Raw genomic sequence first — 18,950 nt, 5'->3', positions numbered from 1 at the left:
GATGGTAACCAAGGAGAGGGGAGAAGAGAAACGTTTTGCTACGGGAGAGAGGATCAACGATATTTTGGAGATGCGAAGAAGGAATAGCAAACGTTAGATTATATTCAACAAAGGAATAAATATATTTGAAGATCACTCATGTCTGATTTATGGTGATGAATGCTCGTTCCATAACAACAGCGGCAGTCCAAGACATTATGTTCAGGTCTGTAGACCACCGCTGTTTCCCGCTATCGACCGATTAAGGGTGTTATCCCTTCCGTTACTTACTGGTATCTTCCGTCCCGGTAGGCGCATACATGATTGCCCGCTCCAGCGTCAGCCGATTTTTTTCCGTAATTTCTGCGCGGCGTGGGATCACAGGAAACCCCTCATCAAATAGACGGGCTGGCAATCCTAGCTCAGACTGCGGCTGCCAACGCTCCAGCCACTCTTTGGGGAGTGGTTGATCACTGAGTGGCTGATCGCTCATTTCGCTCCAGAGCAAGGTCCAGGCGCGAGGAACGACTCGCCAAATATCGTACCCGCCGCCACCGACAGCGATCCAGCGCCCCTCACAATATTCATGGGCCAAGCGATGGGCGAGCCGGGGAATCTCCTGATAAATCTTCATCGTACAGGAAAGGTGGGTGAGGGGATCATACGCGTGCGCGTCACAGCCATTTTGCGTCAAAATGACGTCAGGCTTGAACCCTTTCACTAGCTTGGTTACCAGCTCGTGATAAATATCCAAAAACGAATCGTCCTCTGTAAACGCATCCAACGGGACGTTAATTGAATAGCCATATCCAGATCCGTCCCCGCGCTCTGTTGTATTACCCGTGCCCGGAAATAAGTACTTACCCGTTTCGTGCATGGACACGGTCAGTACATTCGGATCGTCGTAAAAGGACCATTGCACACCGTCCCCATGGTGAGCATCAGTGTCGATATACAGAACCCGAGCATTCCAGTGCTTTCGCATGTAAGCAATCGCCACAGAGCAATCGTTGTAAATGCAAAATCCCGAGGCACGACCAGAAAAGGCGTGATGCAATCCACCAGCAGGATTAAATGCGTGCTCCGTCTGCCCCTTCATAACAGCATCGACTGCATTCAGAGTGCCGCCAACGATGAGTGCTGAGGACTCATGCATATTGGTAAAGCAGGGAACGTCTTCCGTGCCCAAACCGTAGCTTGCCGCTTGAGGAAGCTCTTTTTCACTGTGCCCCTGATCGCGCACAAACTGAATGTAGCGAGGGTCATGAACGAGGGTGAGTTCCCCCTCAGTGGCAATACGGGGAGCAAGGATGTCTGACTCGGTGAGAATTCCAAAGCTGCTCATCAGATCGTGGGTAAGGAGCAAACGACGCTGGTTAAATGGATGATCATCGTGAAAATAATATTGCGTGTAGTCCGGAGAGTAGATCAGACGAGCATTGCGGCTCACAGGAATACCTCTCCTTCCGTCGGGCCGATAACCGTAAATCCTTTATCCGTGAGAAGCTGCATGACGGCGCGAGGATCGATGGTTTGAACGCGGAAAACCAGATTCTTTTTATTTGCTTTTTGGCAGGGATAGACAATTACGCTGGAGACATTGACATGCGCTTCACGAAAGATTTGACTTACTTCCGCGAGCATTCCGACTCGATCATCGACTTCGACCTCGATGTGGGAGCTGGGCCTGTTGACACCGAACAGCTCGATCAAGCTGGAAAACAGATCGGACTCAGTGATCATGCCTACGAGTCGATTGCCCTCGACAATCGGGAGAGAGCCGATTTTATGTTCATAAATCTGAAGGGCGGCATCTTCAATAAAATCAAGCGGGTGAGCGGTGATGACCTGCTTTTTCATGATCTGTGCTACGGGCTTTTGCAGAACCGTTTCATCATCGTCATGGGTTAGCAGCCGAGAAGGCAGGGCATCCCGCAGGTCCCGGTCAGAGACGATGCCTACGAGGATGTCTCTCTCAATTACTGGAAGGTGCCGGATTCTGTTGGCTCTAAGCAGGAGAAGTGCTTCCCCGATTGGGGTCGTCGGATTTACGGTAATTACCGTTTTACGCATGATATCTTGGGCACGCATGAGAGAGACCTCCTTTATTCCTAGAGAGAACGGCAGAATTAATACAGAAAACGATTTTGAAAACGAATGGCATCAAACCGAGCAACGGTTTCTGGAGGTACCCGGTTGCCGATTCTAGACATTAAACAATTGGCAGGATGTGAGCATATTTCGGGATCGTCCGTCGCTACCCAGCTCATACCGACACTGCCCATCACCTTTTCCATTACTTTTCGATATTGCCATACGTCCAGACCTGTTCCTTTCAAGTCCCAGTGCCAGTAATACTCTGTTGCGATCACGATGTAGTCTTCCATGGCATCATCCAAAAAGGCGACTTCAAGCAGCTTTTTTGCTACACCGCCTGCTCGAGCCGATTGACAGATTTCGATTGCGCCCAGCTCCAGAAGATCGGGCAGCTTCGCCTGGGACCATCGTTCAAGTGGATCAGGATGGAGAAAGGTGACGTATCCGAGAACGAGATCATCCTCGCGGGCCACTATAATTCTGCCTTCAGGCAAATCTGCGATTTCGATGAGTGCCTCATGCTGTTGTTCTGGAACACGAAAAGCCTTTAGCCCCTCATCAAATCGCAAGGATGCCAGCTCGCTTCCAGAAATGGGACCTTCAATGAACAGTTCTTTTCCATTCACAGTCATGCTCGTTGAATAATAGCGCTTGACGTGGTCCATTCGTACCTCCCGTTTTTGCCTTTGTGTAAAAAACAGAGATGGTGTGATAACCATCTCTGTGAGCTCTTGCTGTAAGTCTATTCTATGGTGTGGCGGATACGTTGTTAGATTGTGACGATTCTCCGTAACTATTGACTGCGGTTACGTAGTAGACGCCGTTTGTTACGTTTGTGGTATGGGTGTAGCTCGTCGCCGACACAGTGTCGAGGAGCAAATAGCCGCTTGCTGCGTCTGGGCTGAAGTAAATATTGTAGGCAATAACTTGTTCCGACGATTTGTTCTCTTTCCATTGAAGCTTCAGGCTACCGCCATTCGCCTTGATTGACAACGATTTCGGAGCGGAAGGAGGAACTGCATTTGGCGTACCTGCTCCGTTGCTTCCCTGGTTATCAGTCGGCGTTGTTTCTGGTGGAGATGTTTGACCGTTGTTAGAGCCAGGATTGGTTGTATTTCCATCCGGGAATTCCGAACCGGCATTCGGATCAGGAAGCTCCCATGTATGCGAACCGGAACCGACTGTCGCAATCGCAGAAGGCTGAGATTCATTACCGGAAATATCAACAGAAGTAACATAGTAGCCGAAATTTCCTCCAGCACCTGCTTCGAAGGACAGTACGGACGGGTCTTTCACAGTGGAGACGTGAACAAAACCGTTTTGTGTATCAGCGCGATAGACGCGATAGCCCAGCAAGTCAGCTTCCTTGCCAGACTGCCAGCTGAGCACGACCTGTTTGCCGTTGTTGCTAGCAGTAAGTCCGCTTGGTGCAGAAGGCGCTCCTCCTACTTCTGTACGTGGGTCCTCACGATCAGGTAGACGCTGTTCCCAGTCAGGCGGCTGTACAGCCACTTTAGAATTCTTGGCTTGAATTTGCTCTTTGGTTGGAAGCGGATCAGGTGAACGGTAGAAGACGCCCTCCGTTACAAAATCATCCGGTGTTCCTTCTTTTGCCAAATATCTTTCACCGTTGTACGTAATCAAGCGTGCTTTTTGGTGCGTGTCATCTACTTTTGTAGGGACAAATTTACGGTTGAAAATATCGGTAATGGTATGACCTGCTTCTTTGGAAAGCTCGCTCGGCAGCAAACCGGACTTTGAGTCGACGGTTGCTGTTACGATTCCTTCCGGTTTTTTAAAGGTAGAATCAGGTGGAGAGAGCGCAGGCTGCTTCTCGATAATTTCTTTCATGACCTTGCCCCAGACGGCCATTGGCACGTACTTGTCAGCATCCGGCATCGGGTACGGTTCATCAAAGCCTACCCACACACCCATCGATAGCTCAGGTGTATACCCGACAAACCAGAGGTCGTTGCTGTTATTCGTTGTACCGGTTTTTCCTGCTACATCTACTTTACGAGGTACAAATTTGCGAATATGAGTACCTGTACCTGCATTTACGACAGAGCGCATCATATCTGTAATCAAGTAAGAGGTCTGCTCACTGTAAACCTGTACTGGCTGTGATTCATGACGGTAAATGATGTTTCCTTGGCTGTCCTCGATACGATCAATGAGGTAGGCATCGACGAAAGAGCCATTATTTGCAAAAGTGGCATAGGCATTCGTCATTTCCTCAGCGGTCGTACCATATGTAAGTCCGCCAATTACCCCAGTAGCAGCGTAGTTGTCCGCGTCTACCAGCGTGGTGATTCCCATCTTCTTCACGTACTCAAGTGCGGTCGGAATGCCGACCTTCAAATACGTCTTGATAGCCGGGATGTTCCAGGACATCCGCAAGGCTTCACGGGCACTCATGATCCCTTGCCATTTATTGTTCCAGTTTTTCGGCAGGTGAGAGCCGTTTTGCCCATCTGCAAGCAGCACTGGGGAGTCATCCAGTGGTGAGGCAGGCTGCAAAATGCCGAGCTCAAATGCTGGCGCATAAGCAGCGAGCGGCTTCATCGCCGAACCAGGCTGGCGTGGAGCGGTAGCATGGTTGGTTTGCTCGACTTTAAAGTCACGTCCACCTATCATTCCGAGAATAGCGCCCGTTTTGTTGTGAATCAGCATTGCGCCGACTTCTTCCAGAGCGTTCTCGATTTTCTCTGTTTTCCCGTTTGAGCGGCGAATCGTATACGAACGATTTTTTCCGAAGTTATTCGGATCAGCTGCGACAGCTTGCATGATGTCATACACACTCTTGTTAATCGTTGTATGCACCTTGTAGCCTTTTCTCAGGAGGTCACGTCTCTTATCTTCAATTAATTGACGGTACTCATTACGTCCGATTGTCGACTTGTCCCGGCCCTTTTCCTTGAGGTCGGCGTCAACCAACTGACGTGCAGCGCGATCTTCAATTTCCATCATCAAGAACGGTACTTCGCGGTAAGCCTGTTGGGTTGGCTTAGCCAATTGGGCCTTCAAATCTGCTTTGTAGGCTACATCGTATTGGTTTTGGGTGATATAACCATTTTCCATCATACGATCCAAAACCATTTTTTGGCGTTCCTTGCCTTTCGCATAGCTTTCATTGCCAAAAGGAGAGTAGGCACCCGGGTTTTGAATCATGCCTGCTAGATAAGAACCTTCGCTTAGATTCAGTTCTTTTACATCTTTTCCAAAGATCCCTTTTGCTGCTGCCTGAACGCCGTAGACATTGGAGCCGTTGGCGTTTTTTCCGAAATAAATTTCGTTCATATAGGCTTCTAAAATCTGATCCTTGGAAAACATGCGCTCGATCCGCATCGCACTGAAGATTTCCCGTATTTTACGAGAATGGCTGACTTCGGCAGAGAGAATCGTATTTTTTACAAGCTGCTGTGTGATCGTACTACCACCGGTTACTACAGGCTGATTGGTAAATTCCTGAATCGCTCCGCGCAACGTGGACTGAAAGGATACCCCATTATGGTGGTAGAAAGTTTTGTCCTCGGTTGCGATGATGGCATTAATGAGATAGGGAGAAACATCTGGTTTTTTCACCAATCGCCGATCTCCCTCTTCTGCACGTAATTGGCCGATGAGAGAGCCGTCATTATAGTAGGCGAATCCGGTAAGATAGTTCGTGAAAATTTTGTTTTCCAATTCCGCTTTGTTGCGCACTGGCTCGTCCTTGACGAGAGCGGCAACATAACCTGTCACGATTCCCCCTGCAACCGCGGCTCCCATGAGCCCTAGCAGAAATAGCAACTGAACGATGATCCAAATCGTCCTTCCACGGCTACGTCTGCGTTTTTTCTTTGGCGGATCAGAGGAAGATGTGTGGTTATTCGACATATTATTACGACCCCCTAGCATACCCCCTGATTATACCATACGAGGAACCTGTAGGGATAGAAGCTGCGAAGTTGACAGAGTCAAGTTTGTATGGATACATATCGTTTTCATGCATAGAAACATAACAAGTAAAATGGGGGAGGGATGGGCAGCGTGAGGCGGTGAAAGTTGGCAAAAAAAGTCGAAGGATGGAGAAAAACAAAAAAGAGCAGGCCGACGAGCGGCGCTACTCTTTTTATCCTCAAACGATTAACGGCTGTAGAACTCAACGATCAGAACTTCGTTGATTTCAGCTGGCATTTCTTCACGGTCTGGGAGACGAGTGAAGGTACCTTCAGCTGCAGCATCGTTGAATGTGATGTAGTTCGGCAGGAAGTTGCGGCTTTCCAGGGAGTCCTTAATCAATTGCAGACCACGGGACTTCTCACGAATAGTGATCACATCACCCGGTTGTACACGGTAGGATGGGATGTTCACTTTTTTGCCGTTTACCAGGAAGTGACCATGGTTTACCAGCTGACGAGCAGCAGGGCGAGTTGGTGCAAAGCCCATACGGTAAACTACGTTATCCAGGCGGGATTCCAGCAATTTCATGAAGTTTTCGCCCACTACGCCAGCCATTTTGTTAGCATGGTCGAAAGTGCGACGGAATTGTTTTTCGTTAAGGCCAAACATGTGGCGCAGCTTTTGCTTTTCTTGCAACTGAAGACCATACTCGCTCAGTTTGCGACGGTTGTTTTGACCGTGTTGACCAGGAGGATAGTTGCGTTTGATGTCTTTGCCTGTACCATCGAGGGAGATACCCAGACGACGGGCCAGTTTGTGACGAGGTCCTGTGTAACGTGACATAATTTCATTCTCCTTTAATATGGATTCGCAGGTGTTTACTTCCGGCAGGTTAGTTCCTACTTTATCTACACGAACTTCAGACGGTAGCGTTTCCGCATCGTGCTCCTCACAGGTAGTTCAGCCGCTGCCTGAAAGGGAGGGAACTAAGAGGATGTATCCTTCCGTTTTTACCTACAATCAATGCTACCCTGTACACATACAATAAATAATACTCGGATAGGCATCTGAAAGTCAAGAAAAAAGAAAGGGCCATCCGTTGCCAGCAGTGGCTTGGATGGCCTTTTGCATGCGCATGTTTATTGTTCGCGGAAAAGGACCGGTCCGTTATCCTGCTCTCCTCGTTTTTCAAGGAAGCGTGTAAAGGTGATGGCAGCGTCAGCGCGCGACACAGTAGCCTGTGGCTCGAACTTTTGCTTATCTGTCGGCACGATGCCAAGAGTCGTCGCGATCACGATTGAGCCGCGGTGCTTTGTGTTCGCAATATCGGTGAGCTGGGATTGGAACATGCCGGAATAATCGGCAAGCTTGCTGTAACCAAGAGCACGTACAATCATATCAGCGAGCTCTTCGCGATTGATCGCTTCATCCGGATTCAACTTGGATGCATTTTTGTCGAGGAGTCCGCGATCGACGGCAGCCTCGACCGCAGAGAAGTAGCGGGAGCCGTTGGCAACGTCGCTATACGTAGCTTTTCGATCAGCTGCGTACATTGGATAATAACGGCCTTGATTGAGGCTGATTATCAGCATTTCGATCATTTCACCGCGCGTAATCTGCTTCTGTGGCATGATCTTTCCGTTTTCCAGTGAGAGTGCATCATACTCATACATCAGCATCAATTCTTTTTCGGCAGGATGTCCCTTGAGATCTTCGGGAGCTGCACGATGTAGGCTGAGGTTTTTGCCGGAAGCGAATGAACGCCATTCACCTGTGCCAGCATCCAGGAAATAAGGCTGATCCAGAGGAGTTGTGGTCACGCGATAGACGAGCTTGGCGCTACGCTTAGGAACATAGTTTGGCTGCTGCTGCATTCTTTTTTGATCCTCGGGACTGACAGGTGCGAGCATGTAGACAGCCTCGACTTCGGCTTCCTTCCACCAGGTGTCAATCGCTTCTTCGGCGGAGATATGCTTTGGTGGCTGTTCTGGGTAAGTCTCGCTGCCAATATCCGTTGTGTAAGACAGGATTTCACCTGACTCAGCGTCAAATGTGAAGTAGGCAGAACCGGTTGCTGCCGCAATCTCTCCAATATATCGGGAGAAACTGACTGAATAGCGATCTGAATTGTAAATTTCCTCTTGCCCAGCATTGTTGTCATTGAGATACAGCACATTGGCAGAGGTAGGCGTCCATTTGCGGATGGCTTCCATTGCTTTTTCGTTGAGCTTTTGAGGGCTTTGCTTTTTCGTAGATTTCTCTTTTTCCGATGAGAGCGGCAGATCCTTGTTATAGGAGTAGATATCACCTGTTGCTGCGTCAATGGATACGTAAGCGTAGCGAGCGTCCGATTTGTTCTCGCTGATGAACTCCAGGTTCCAGACAGGACGCTTGCCGCGATAATCCGTTTCACTGTAGTTGCTGGCTCTCAGCTTGTAATCGGAGAGATCGAATAAGGAGGTAGCCATTTTGACAGCATCATCCTGAGAGAGAGCTTTGCCTGAGTGACGAGCCGGCAGCTTCTTGGTGCTGGCGGGAACCGGATCATTATTGGAGGTGCGTGGAGTCAGGGATGAACTCAAGGCGGTCCCATCGGTTGCATCCACGTATATTGTAAATGGATTCAAATAGCCCAGCACCGGCTTGTTACGATCCGCTCCTGAACGCTCCCAAGGCAACAGGTAAGAGAGAGTTGGGTTAGTAATCTCGAACAGCTTCTTTTCTGCTTCATCTTCGGAAATGAGATTCGAAGCTTTTTCGAAATCGACGTCATTCCAGGAAAGAGAATAATTCATAACCGTACCTGCACCATTTACCGAGATGTCAACCCCGTTGTCCGGGAACAGGACGTCATTGACCAGGCGGACGAAGCGGAAGTTGTAGGAGATGTCATTGTTCAAAGGTGTTTTGGGCTCTGGCATATCTCGTAAATACAAGCGCGTCTCTTCTGCTTTGCCGGCATTGTACTTCTCAAGGAAGCTCTGTGCCTGGCTTTTTGCTTCCTGATAGGAGATGCGCTTTGCATACGGCAGGTTGGAAGCACTGCGATCATAGCGGGAATAGCCGGTTAGCTCACCCGTATCAGCGTGAATGCTGATGTTATAGGACAGCTTGATATCCTCGCTGTTGGCTTCCTTTTTGACCCAGCTGAAGGACCACTCTGGAAATGTGCGCCACGAATCGGATGAGCGCAAAGAGACGTTGGACAGCTCAAGCCCGCTTGTCGGAACGAGCTTGCTTGCGATAGCAAGAGCTGCCTCCTTGGAGAGCTTCACATTGCTTGTTGCTGCCAGAAGATTGCCAGCCCCCTGCGTGGTGCCGGTTGCAACTTTGCTGGTTGAAGTAGAAGGCGTTTGTGCCTGCGCGTGTGCAATAGGTAGCAAGAGACTTGCGGTTAAAAGAACTGAGCTTGATCGTACAAACCATGGTTTCATGTGGACCCCTCCAACGATGTCAGTATGTTTCTCTTATCACCTCTGACGAGTAAAAGTTTACGTTCGTTTCATCCATTACAGGAAAAATGTGTCCGGGCTTTTCAGAAGGTATTGAAGATATAGGAATTTTGTACCAAATGTTTTATGGATCAATCTAGAATTGTGTACATGCTTCTTATATAATAAAGAGTACTATCCACAGTTTGCTATCAAAGGAGATTAGTCGTCTTGGAAACCATCATGTATCTCGTTCGCCACGGAGAAACGGACTGGAATTCTGTCCGACGCATTCAAGGACACAGCGACATAGAGTTAAATGAGCTGGGCTTACGCCAGGCAGAGCAGGTGGCAGGCAGGTTTCGAGGCGAAAAGATCCACGCTGTCTACTCGAGTGACCTCTGTCGTGCACGTGAAACGGCATCAAGGATTGCCCAACCTTTCAATTTTACAGTCTCGACACATGACACCTTGCGCGAGCGTTGCTATGGTCAGTGGGAGGGGCTTACTTACGAGGAGATTCGCGCTCGTTTTGAGAACCAGGATGAGGCAGCCTGCGGAATTGAAACGTTTGAGTGCATGCAGAAGCGTGCTGTATCTGCTTTGACTGAGCTGGCGAAAGCTCATCCGAACGAGACGATTGTCGTTGTTTCTCATGGCGGGCTTATCAACAGCTTTTTACATTTTGTCACATCAGGTGAGCAAGGGACTGGAATTACCCGTATCGACAATACCGGGATAACGAAATTCCGCTACACAGATTTTTGGAATGTCTTGCATGTGAATGAGACAGACCATTTGGAAGCTTAAAAAACGGTTTGCAGTTCAGTAGTGTGTGCTCCCGCTTTATCGAAATGGTCACCGAAGTGAAATGCCGAAGTGTACGCAAAAGGTAACTTGCTATACCATGCGTTCCGGAAAGATTAAGCAAAAATACTTTCACAAGGGTGAGGGAGCTATAACTTTCTTACACGTTGAGAAAATGCTGAGAGAGGGAGTTTCTCGTGTCAAGTAAAATGTTGGGGAAGTTAGAGACAGTCTTTTCCTACACGGCCCATTTTATTTTGCAGTCTTGGCCGGAAAAGCGCCCAGGCATCCTTTTCTTGACAGATTCCGGGGGCCGTGTAATTAACATCATAGAGATGCAGGTTGGTCAATCATGGAACCCTCAAGAGCTTCAACTGCGAAAGGATTCTCCACCGAGTGGAGAATTGAATGGATACGTCATGGAGGCAATTAGCACGAGGCAGATCGTCGTGCAAAACGATAGCAACGATACGCTTGTCTTTGGAGCATTTCCTTTGCGCGAGCAGGACGGTCAGATACGTGCAGTGGTCGGGATGGTAACTCCACGAGCGGAGATCGATTTCGACCTTACTTCGTACATGCGAGGATTGGAGCCGTTGATCCGAATGGGTTATGACGCATACATCCAGCATGTAACCAGCCAAATCGTTATGGATTTGACCTTGCATGACACCACTCGAGAATTGCTGGAAAGCCTAACGAGCCAGATCAGTGAGATCATTCAAAAAGGATATTGCTCGGCAGTGAGGCTTTCGGAGAATGGCTTGTTGATTCCCCAAGAATTTGTAACTACACAAGAAGTCGATTTTGGATTGATTCAAATTACCCATTTGGTTTCTCGCTTTGGTGTGAGTCCGGTCACTCCTGCGGTGCTTGATAACAATCGAATCGTAGTCGTTCCGATTAGTATGAATGACAGTCCGCTATACGCACTCTTTTTGCATTTGTCCCCGGACGAGATGGATTACAAGTACGACGAACGGGATGTTGCTTTTTTGCAAGAGGTGAGTGGTAAAGCGAGCTGTGCACTGTGGCGAGCCATGCTGTCAGATGATCTGCGCCGGGAAGCGAGCAAAAAGGACCTGCTTTACCAGCTTATGTCCAAGATCCAGGCGTCGATTGATGTGAATGATGTCCTGCACGAGATTGTGACAAGCATCCCTATCCTTTATCCGTATTTATCGGTCGAACTGTTCCTGACGGTAGAACCGAATGCGACGACTCCGGTCAAGCAGCTTTCCTTTCATGAGGAGGAGCCGTCAACGAGTACAAAGGCGTATTTGGAAGGCAGGCTGGTTGTTGATGAGATCACAGCTGGCGACCATCAAGTAACTGTCATTGCAGCGCCATTGCTGGGCAAGCAGGGGATATACGGCGTTTTGCAGGTGACATCCGATCAGTTGGTTTCCTTGAGTCAGCACGAAACAAACTACATCGCGATTTTGGCTGATACGGCTGGGACGGCATTTGAAAATGCACAACTATACCAGCAGTCACGTAATTTGATTCGTGAGCTACGCTTGATCAACGAAATGGCGAGGCAGTTGAACCGAAGTCTCAATTTGAAGGAGATTTTGGACTTTGTGACCACCATGATGCGGGCGACCTTTGACGCAGAGTTTTGTGCGATTTTAAACAAGACACCAGGGGAAGACAGTTTTCAAGTCCTTTCGTCATCCATTCCTGCGTATAATGGCATGAGCATTGAAGCTTCAGAAAAGCCATTTCAGGAAATACTTTTAAACAAGCAGGCATTGCTTTTAGCTCAGCCTGGCGCTGGACCGTTGCCGTTTTCCTTGATGCCTTGTTCTTCGCTTATGGGCGTACCGCTTGTTGTCGAGGGAGAAGTTAGTGGGGTGCTTTTAGTTGCTGATTCACGCTATCATTTTTTTAGTTTTGACGACTACAAGCTCCTCGAAATATTCGGACAACACGCGAGTCTAGCGATGACCAATGCAGTGCTTCATAACGAGATGGAGCGTATGGTGATTACGGATAACCTGACAGGGCTGTTCACGCGCAGGCATTTGAATGAACGAGTCAGGTCATCACTGGAAAAAGACGGGTATGGCTCGTTGATTTTAATTGATATCGATTTCTTCAAGACGGTGAATGACACCTTTGGTCACCAGGTAGGGGACGAGGTATTGATTCAGGTTTCCGATTTGATTCGGCATAGTATTCGTGATACGGATATTGCGGCGCGTTGGGGCGGAGAGGAGCTTGCTGTGTACCTCCCCAAGGTGGACAAGGCAACAGCACATACCGTTGCAGAGCGGATTCGGCAGTGCGTAGAGCAGCAGACCTCCCCGCGAGTTACCATTTCATGCGGCCTTGCCAAATGGAACAAGGAGCTCGATGTGAATCTTAGCGTAGAAGCGCTGTTCCATCAGGCGGATGTGGCGTTATACGAAGCGAAAAATTCAGGTAGAAATCAAGTGGTACTAGCATAGAGCCAGATCAGTGGCTCTTTTCTCTTTTCGTGCAGCATAAAAATCGTGCAAGAAGAAGGTTGGGTGAAAAATAAAGATGACAGCAGGTAGAATAGGCACGATCGCCACCGAAATGGCCCAGGACGTATTCTGTTTGGAGATTCCAACTCCGTTCAATGTAGGCGCAGTCAATGTGTATTTGGTAAAGGGAGAAAAGCTGACGCTTGTGGATGTCGGTCCATTAACAGCAGCAGCGTGGGAGGCACTTACAACAGGCCTTGCTTCCATTGGCTACAAGGTAGAGGACATTGAGCAGGTAGTCTTGACGCATCATCACGTCGATCATTGTGGCTTGTTAGAAAAGGTGCGACAAGCATCTGGTGCAACGACACTGGCTCATCCGCTTGCTGCTCCTTATGTCGAGCAGGATGAAGATTTCATTGCTTTTCACGATCAATTTTTCACAGAGCTGTACAAAAAGGCAGGCGTCCCAGAAGAGAAGCTGATTATCATCCAAAAATTTCATCAGCTGATGAAAACTTTCTCAGAGCCAAGCAGAATTGACGGTTTACTGCGTCATGAGCAGATAGTTCCACATTTGTCTGAATGGAAGGTACTGTATACACCCGGTCATAGCCAAAGCCATCTCTCGTTATACCGTGAAAAGGATCGGGTTATGCTCGGCGGTGATCACATTATCAAGCACATTTCCTCCAACGCGTTCATTGAGCCGCCACGGGATCGATCCGGGGCAAGACCGTTGACGCTCGTACAATATCGAACAGCCTTGCAGATGTGTGCGGACCAGGAAATTGATCTGGTGTTGTCCGGGCATGGTGAGCCGGTGACGAATCATCGGGAATTGGTGCTCTCGCGCTTGCAAAAAAACTGGGAGCGGACCGATACGCTGCGCCGCATGCTTGCCGACGGAGAAAAATCAGCGTATGAGTTGACTGCTATGCTCTTTCCTACGCTGTATGAAAAAGAGCTCCCCCTGACTCTCTCAGAAACGCTTGGCCATATCGATCTGCTCACCATTTTGCATCAGGTAGAGGTGCGTGAGCAAAACGGAATGTTGTACTACCATTTGTAAGCGATTGGTGGTTGCCCTCCAACCAACAGAATAAGCCCTTTACTCCCCGGAAACGATAAAGGGGACGAGACCGCCTGCAGGTACCCGACAGGGTCTGCCGATTACGCGGAAGGAGGGCAACTATGCATAAGCGTTGGACGCTTTGTATGATGACTTTGTTATGCACCGCACTGGTTGGCTGCACGCATATGGGAGTCAAGCAAAATGCGGGTTCTGCCTACGATCAGGTACGCGATCAATTTTCCACGCAACAGTCCTATGCATTTTATGGCCGCACCAAGCTGTTGACGGAGAACAGCGCCAATGCCAATATGGTCAACTTTTCAGGCCGGAAAGATGGCGATGCCGTATACATGAAGGTAAAGCTATCGGTACCGGACGAAAAGCGGGTAGACACCTTGTCCCTTTTACATCAAGGAGACAAGCTGTATGCCAAGGAAGGCAATGACCACGATTGGAAAAGCGTCGCTCCCAAAAATGTGGCGCTACAGCAAGAGCTAAATAACTGGAGTCCGATTTTCTCGTTTCAGCAAATGGATGAGATGAAGAAAAATGTTCGGACATTGCCGGATGAAAATCCGAATGATGATGTGGAAGCCATCCGGATTACACTCGATTCCGCAAAGCTGAAAACCTGGCTGGCAACGCAAATGCGAGAGCAGACTGCGTCAGCGGCGAGTATTCAGTCAACACCTGATTTCAAGCATAAGCCTAAATTAAAGCTGGCAATGGCGCTCTCGGATGGTGCCTGGCAGAAAACGCATGCCAAACAGGCAGGACCCTCCATTCAATCAAAAGCCAAACCAGATGTAAATGAGATTGTCGATCAAATGAATGTGGAAGCCGACTATACCATTTACTACAATAAAAAGAGCATGCTTCCAACCAATTTGACTATGTCAATTCGCTCCGTGTATGATTTAAACAACCAGCGTGTTCACGAGCATTCGCAAGTGGAGACGTTCCTGCAAAATTATGGAAGGGTACAACCGCTTCCTACACCTGCTGAACGACCGACAGAAGGTTAACGAGAAAAGACGCTCACTTTCCTTTCATTTCTGCGGAAAGCCAGCGTCTTTTTTATGCAGGTTTGCTAAGCTAATTTGGTCGCCCGCCTTGCAATCTCCATGAGGACGGGATAATGATCGGATGGTCCAATCCGGGGAGCAGTAGCCTGTAGAAACTGCAGGTCATGCGAAAGAAAAATATGATCGATCTCCTTTCGCGATTGTTTGCTTTTCAAGGTACCAAGCACGATGTGTTTTTCGTACAGCGGGTCTTGAAGCAGGCTGCGCACGGAATCAAGCAAGGAATTGTCCGCATACATATTAAAATCACCGAGCAATACGCCCGTTTCTGAAGATTTTTTTTGCAAGTAAGAGTAGAGAGATTTGATTTGTTCAGGATGTTCGGACGCTTTCACACCCAGATGTGTTGCATATACATGAAGCGGTGACCCGTACCAATCCAGGGTGACATCGAGTAGGCTGCGTGGTTCCCTGGTTGCTGGCAGCGGCGTGGAAGCTGCATGCAGGATCGGATATTTGCTCAGCACCGCATTTCCGTACGTGCCAAAAAGAAAATCGATGGATGGGGCAAAGGCATAATTCATGTTCAAGCTTCTCGCAATGACGGCGACCTGATTGACAAAGGACGAGCGTGGAAGGGTATTGTCCACTTCCTGCAAGGCGATGACATCTGCGGAAAGAGGTCGAAGGGCATCTACGACCTTTTCAGGGTCGGCATGTCCCTGATCATCCCGGCAGCCGCGAATATTGTACGTAACGACTTGCAGTCGATCTACGTAATAACTAGTAACAGCAGGCGTAGAGGAAGCGAAATTGTGGACAAGCGTTGTTCCTTGCGAAAAATGGATGAACAAAAGCAACAAGACAAGTGGCAACCAGAATTTGCGCAAGGAATCACCTCCGCTTCTTGAAAAGGTTGTTTTTTTTATCATAGCGCCTTGATAGGTAGGAGGAATACTGGAAAACTTTGTCGAACATACAACAGGACTATCTTTTTGCGTCGAACAATCTGTACAATGGGAAGGATGCCTGACTGGCCTTGGTGTCTGGTCCGTTTTCTTAAAACCGGAACAGGAGGGAAGGAAAGGCAATGGATCAAACCAAATTACGAATTTTGTCTGCGGCTGCCAAGCTGTTTGACATACATGGCTACAAAGGGACGTCTGTACGACATATTGCTAAGGAGGCTCAGGTAAACTCCGCATTGATTTCCTATCACTTTCATGGGAAACAGGGTGTGCTGGAAACCTTGACAGCCTCCTATTTCGAGACTTTATTTCGACACGTGGAAGAACTGGTAGAAACACAAAGGGATGCTACCTCATACCAGCAGCTAGCGCAAATGGTTCATCTCTATGTGAGCTTTCAAACGGAGCATGCCGCTATCACGAGGCTAATACAAAGAGAGCTGAGTGTGGAGTCTATGTTGGCTCGGGAAGTGCTTACGCTGTATATTAGTCGTTGGAAACACGGTCTGTCGCATGTCATTGAGTGCGGGATCGCTTCTGGCGATTTTTTGTCCGTATCGGTTGACCGGGTCGTTTTGGCTCTGGGTAGCCTTATGAATTATCCATTTTTGCAACCGCAAATGGTTCGCCAGGTTTATGATTTGGAGCCATCCGATGAGGAGTTTGTTCTGTGGCTGGAAGCTTCAGCCATGAGCTATTTAGAGGCGTGCTTACTTCCAAAAGACTCGCAGGACTACCCTCCCATGAATGAATACACTAAGGGGTTGTATAACAAGTGAAACGAAAACTATTCATGCTCTGTTTGGCAGGCATGTTGCTATATACGAATCCAGCCTTTGCCACACCATTTCCAGATAAAACAGACCAAATCGTACAGGACTCTGACAAATACCTGAAAAAAGAAGAGATTACGAAATTCGAGGCAGCGCTCAAGGATGCGCCTGGAACATACAAGGTTGTAGTGGTAGAGAACACTTCCCCCGAAGCAGATACCCCCCAGGATTATGCTACTAAGCTGTTTGATAACTACAATTTGCCTGATGATGCTCTCATGGTCGTGCTCAATATGGAGACAGAGCAGCTGGGGATATTTGCGGGACCCGCCCTGAAAGAAAAAGGGGCCAATGAGGAAATGCTTCAGGAGAAGATCACTTCGTACTATGAGCCTTTCCGCAACCAGAAACAGTATTTGACCGGAATCCAAACACTGATTACAGAAGTATACGCGGAAATCAACCGATTGGAGAGCAAGCCAGGACAAGCAGCGGCTACGGACGCAGAGAAGGAAACGAAAGAAGCACCCAAGGAGTCCGATTCGCTATTTGGAGGCATTCCTTGGTGGATTTATGCGATTGGAGCCGTATTTGCAGGACTGTCAATCGGCTTGATCTATGCGATGATCCGCAGACGTTCGATTTTTGCGCAAGTGGATGAAGTGGAGGATTGGAAGGAAGAGCTGGTTGAAAAGATCAATGTAATCGAAGTCGACAAGCCAATGCGCCGTTCCAGCGGTACCACTGAGGTTCGCTACCACCATCTCGCGGATCAAAAAGAAAACCTGCTGCGCAACCGTATTCCTGATGTGGAAATGATGATTTTGGATGCAGAGGAAGCGTGCGATCGATTCCGCTTTTCTCTCGCTTTGGGAATGCTGGATGAAGCAAGAGAGACGTTGACCCAGATTGAACAGGAATTAACAGATCTGAAATCAGATACAACAAAGGTAGCCGTCACCAAACAGGAAAACAAAGTGGTCATTCCTGAGATCGGCAAGCTGGTCGAGCAGATTGAGCGCCGTTTGTCTGATTTGCGCTTGGAATATGGCCTGTCGTTTCACGAGCTGAAATCATCACTGGATGAAGTTGAAACGATGCGTAGCATGATCAAAACGTCACGAGCAGCAGGTGATGACCTCCAGGCTTACAATACGACATTGAAGGCACAGCAACTGCTGGAGCGAATCAACGGCACCATGGAGCAGATCCCAACACTCGTGCATCGTGTGAAAAAAGAAATGCCGGAAGAGTTCAAGCAGTTGGAAGCCGGAATTGATCAAGCAGTCCGGGATGGCTATGATTTCAACCAGGACGCTTTGGAAAATGCCCTGTTACAAGCAAAGCAGCTGCTTACTGCTGCGAAAAGTGCGTTGGAAGAAGGCAGTCTGGAGACGCTGGTTACCCATCAAAAGGCGTTTGAGGTACTGATTGACACGACGTACCAAACGATTGATGAAGGCCTTGTCGCCAAAAAACAAATAGCGGCTTCTGCCGTAGCACCTGTTGATGTGGAAGTACCAAAAGCGTTTGCAGAAGAGCAATTCGAGCTCCGCGAGCAGCCCGATCATACTGTGCTGTATGAAGAGCAGCAGGTACTCGTGGCAGAGGAAAAGCCAGAAGTGCGTGAAAAAGCAAGCCTGCCTACGCTGGATAAGGACATAGAACTGCCAGTCGAGCTGGAAACGACACGCAAGAAAGACAGTTGGTCACAGCCTGTAGAGGATTCCTCAGCTCGCACTACTGAGCTGAGTGAGGCAGAAAGACTTGTTTTGCTTCAGGCAGTACAGCAGTCAAAGAAAACCCCAGCTGTAGCGCCAGCCACAACGAAACAGCAAAGCAGTGCGGTTGAAACAAATCCTGTGATAGAAGAGTCGCCTGTGTACGAAGAAGAGGAATACGAGCTGGTCATTCCGAAGCTAACGTCCAATCAGGAAGAGTTTGTACAGCCAGCTGAGGAGCCAGATCTGTTGGTAATCGAAACCGAGGATGACGCTTTGGACGAGCTGGAGCGCATCTCCAATACGCTCGTTCGTATCCGTCAGCAAATCAAGCGCAGCTATCTCCCGGGCATTCCTGACCAATTGAAGTACATGTTTGAAGAAATTATTCAAACGCTTGCTCGCGTTCAGGGCATCATGGAGGAATATCGTTACGATTTGGAGGAAGTGGCGATACTGATACAGGATGCGAATGATCTGGTTGAAGAGACGGAAAAAATGGCGGAGCGAATCATTGCGACTTGCCAGCTGGCTGAGGGAGCCATTCAGTATACAAACCGTTATCGTCGTCAAAACCGTCAAGTAAACGAGCTATTGACCAAGGCGGAGCAGTCCTTTAGACAGCTTGCCTTTGCGGAAAGCTACCAGCTTGCTGAAGATGCTCGTCTTGTTGTAGAAGGGGCACCAGTCGAGGAAGAGTCTGGCTGGCTGCTGCGTCGCAAAAAGAAGGGATGAT

Annotated in this window: 13 protein-coding genes; 6 read left to right on the top strand and 7 right to left on the bottom strand. The window is 48.6% G+C overall.

The window, feature by feature from the left end; translation table 11 throughout:
- Window positions 1–262 precede the first annotated feature (262 nt).
- From ADS79_RS31715 to ADS79_RS31690, 6 genes are all read right to left on the bottom strand, one after another.
- Window positions 263–1,429, bottom strand: coding sequence for an acetoin utilization protein AcuC (locus tag ADS79_RS31715; RefSeq protein ID WP_049742486.1), 1,167 nt, complete (start codon window positions 1,427–1,429; stop codon window positions 263–265).
- Window positions 1,426–2,070 carry a CBS and ACT domain-containing protein gene (locus tag ADS79_RS31710; RefSeq protein ID WP_049742485.1) on the bottom strand — a complete coding sequence of 215 codons (645 nt, stop codon included), beginning with the start codon at window positions 2,068–2,070 and terminating at the stop codon, window positions 1,426–1,428. The genes ADS79_RS31715 and ADS79_RS31710 overlap by 4 nt, the downstream gene beginning before the upstream one ends.
- Window positions 2,071–2,108: 38 nt before the next feature.
- Window positions 2,109–2,741 (bottom strand): hypothetical protein, encoded by a 633-nt coding sequence (locus ADS79_RS31705; protein WP_049742484.1) that lies wholly within the window; start codon window positions 2,739–2,741, stop codon window positions 2,109–2,111.
- A gap of 82 nt (window positions 2,742–2,823) precedes the next feature.
- Window positions 2,824–5,955: a penicillin-binding protein 1A gene (locus tag ADS79_RS31700; protein ID WP_049742483.1), complete on the bottom strand. Its 3,132-nt coding sequence runs from the start codon at window positions 5,953–5,955 to the stop codon at window positions 2,824–2,826.
- A gap of 249 nt (window positions 5,956–6,204) precedes the next feature.
- Window positions 6,205–6,804 (bottom strand): 30S ribosomal protein S4, encoded by a 600-nt coding sequence (gene rpsD, locus ADS79_RS31695; protein ID WP_049742482.1) that lies wholly within the window; start codon window positions 6,802–6,804, stop codon window positions 6,205–6,207.
- A gap of 296 nt (window positions 6,805–7,100) precedes the next feature.
- The gene (locus tag ADS79_RS31690) at window positions 7,101–9,395 is read right to left on the bottom strand and encodes a YcdB/YcdC domain-containing protein (RefSeq protein WP_049742481.1); all 2,295 of its coding nucleotides are present in this window, start codon (window positions 9,393–9,395) and stop codon (window positions 7,101–7,103) included.
- 228 nt (window positions 9,396–9,623) lie between these two features.
- Between ADS79_RS31690 and ADS79_RS31685 the strand changes: the two genes are divergently transcribed.
- The 4 genes from ADS79_RS31685 (at window position 9,624) to ADS79_RS31670 (ending at window position 14,752) form a co-directional block, all read left to right on the top strand.
- Window positions 9,624–10,202 (top strand): histidine phosphatase family protein, encoded by a 579-nt coding sequence (locus ADS79_RS31685; protein WP_049742480.1) that lies wholly within the window; start codon window positions 9,624–9,626, stop codon window positions 10,200–10,202.
- A 206-nt stretch (window positions 10,203–10,408) separates the two neighbouring features.
- Window positions 10,409–12,652, top strand: a complete 2,244-nt coding sequence (locus ADS79_RS31680; RefSeq protein WP_049742794.1) for a sensor domain-containing diguanylate cyclase — start codon at window positions 10,409–10,411, stop codon at window positions 12,650–12,652.
- A gap of 76 nt (window positions 12,653–12,728) precedes the next feature.
- Window positions 12,729–13,724: an MBL fold metallo-hydrolase gene (locus ADS79_RS31675; protein WP_049742479.1), complete on the top strand. Its 996-nt coding sequence runs from the start codon at window positions 12,729–12,731 to the stop codon at window positions 13,722–13,724.
- Between the two features lie 122 nt (window positions 13,725–13,846).
- On the top strand, window positions 13,847–14,752 hold the full coding sequence (locus tag ADS79_RS31670) for a hypothetical protein (RefSeq protein ID WP_049742478.1): 906 nt from the start codon (window positions 13,847–13,849) through the stop codon (window positions 14,750–14,752).
- Between the two features lie 65 nt (window positions 14,753–14,817).
- Here the strand turns inward: ADS79_RS31670 and ADS79_RS31665 are convergent, their stop codons facing one another.
- A complete protein-coding gene (locus ADS79_RS31665) occupies window positions 14,818–15,642 on the bottom strand; it encodes an endonuclease/exonuclease/phosphatase family protein (RefSeq protein ID WP_049742477.1) in 825 nt (274 codons plus the stop codon).
- A gap of 200 nt (window positions 15,643–15,842) precedes the next feature.
- Between ADS79_RS31665 and refZ the strand changes: the two genes are divergently transcribed.
- A complete protein-coding gene (gene refZ, locus ADS79_RS31660) occupies window positions 15,843–16,499 on the top strand; it encodes a forespore capture DNA-binding protein RefZ (protein ID WP_049742476.1) in 657 nt (218 codons plus the stop codon).
- The gene (locus ADS79_RS31655; protein ID WP_049742475.1) at window positions 16,496–18,949 is read left to right on the top strand and encodes a septation ring formation regulator EzrA; all 2,454 of its coding nucleotides are present in this window, start codon (window positions 16,496–16,498) and stop codon (window positions 18,947–18,949) included. Before refZ ends, ADS79_RS31655 begins: the two co-directional genes overlap by 4 nt.
- The last annotated feature ends 1 nt before the right edge of the window (window position 18,950 follow it).

This window comes from Brevibacillus reuszeri (assembly GCF_001187725.1).
Classification (GTDB): Bacteria; Bacillota; Bacilli; order Brevibacillales; family Brevibacillaceae; genus Brevibacillus; species Brevibacillus reuszeri.
The sequence above is the reverse complement of the archived record's forward strand: the minus strand, read 5'-3'. Positions and strand labels throughout refer to the sequence as shown.

Excerpts from the sequence above, each read along its gene's own strand:
- ADS79_RS31710 (WP_049742485.1), bottom strand. The coding sequence starts at position 2,070 with ATGCGTGCCCAAGATATCATGCGTAAAACGGTAATTACCGTAAATCCG.
- ADS79_RS31705 (WP_049742484.1), bottom strand. The coding sequence starts at position 2,741 with ATGGACCACGTCAAGCGCTATTATTCAACGAGCATGACTGTGAATGGA.
- ADS79_RS31700 (WP_049742483.1), bottom strand. The coding sequence starts at position 5,955 with ATGTCGAATAACCACACATCTTCCTCTGATCCGCCAAAGAAAAAACGC.
- rpsD (WP_049742482.1), bottom strand. The coding sequence starts at position 6,804 with ATGTCACGTTACACAGGACCTCGTCACAAACTGGCCCGTCGTCTGGGT.
- ADS79_RS31690 (WP_049742481.1), bottom strand. The coding sequence starts at position 9,395 with ATGAAACCATGGTTTGTACGATCAAGCTCAGTTCTTTTAACCGCAAGT.
- ADS79_RS31680 (WP_049742794.1), top strand. The coding sequence starts at position 10,409 with ATGTTGGGGAAGTTAGAGACAGTCTTTTCCTACACGGCCCATTTTATT.
- ADS79_RS31675 (WP_049742479.1), top strand. The coding sequence starts at position 12,729 with ATGACAGCAGGTAGAATAGGCACGATCGCCACCGAAATGGCCCAGGAC.
- ADS79_RS31670 (WP_049742478.1), top strand. The coding sequence starts at position 13,847 with ATGCATAAGCGTTGGACGCTTTGTATGATGACTTTGTTATGCACCGCA.
- refZ (WP_049742476.1), top strand. The coding sequence starts at position 15,843 with ATGGATCAAACCAAATTACGAATTTTGTCTGCGGCTGCCAAGCTGTTT.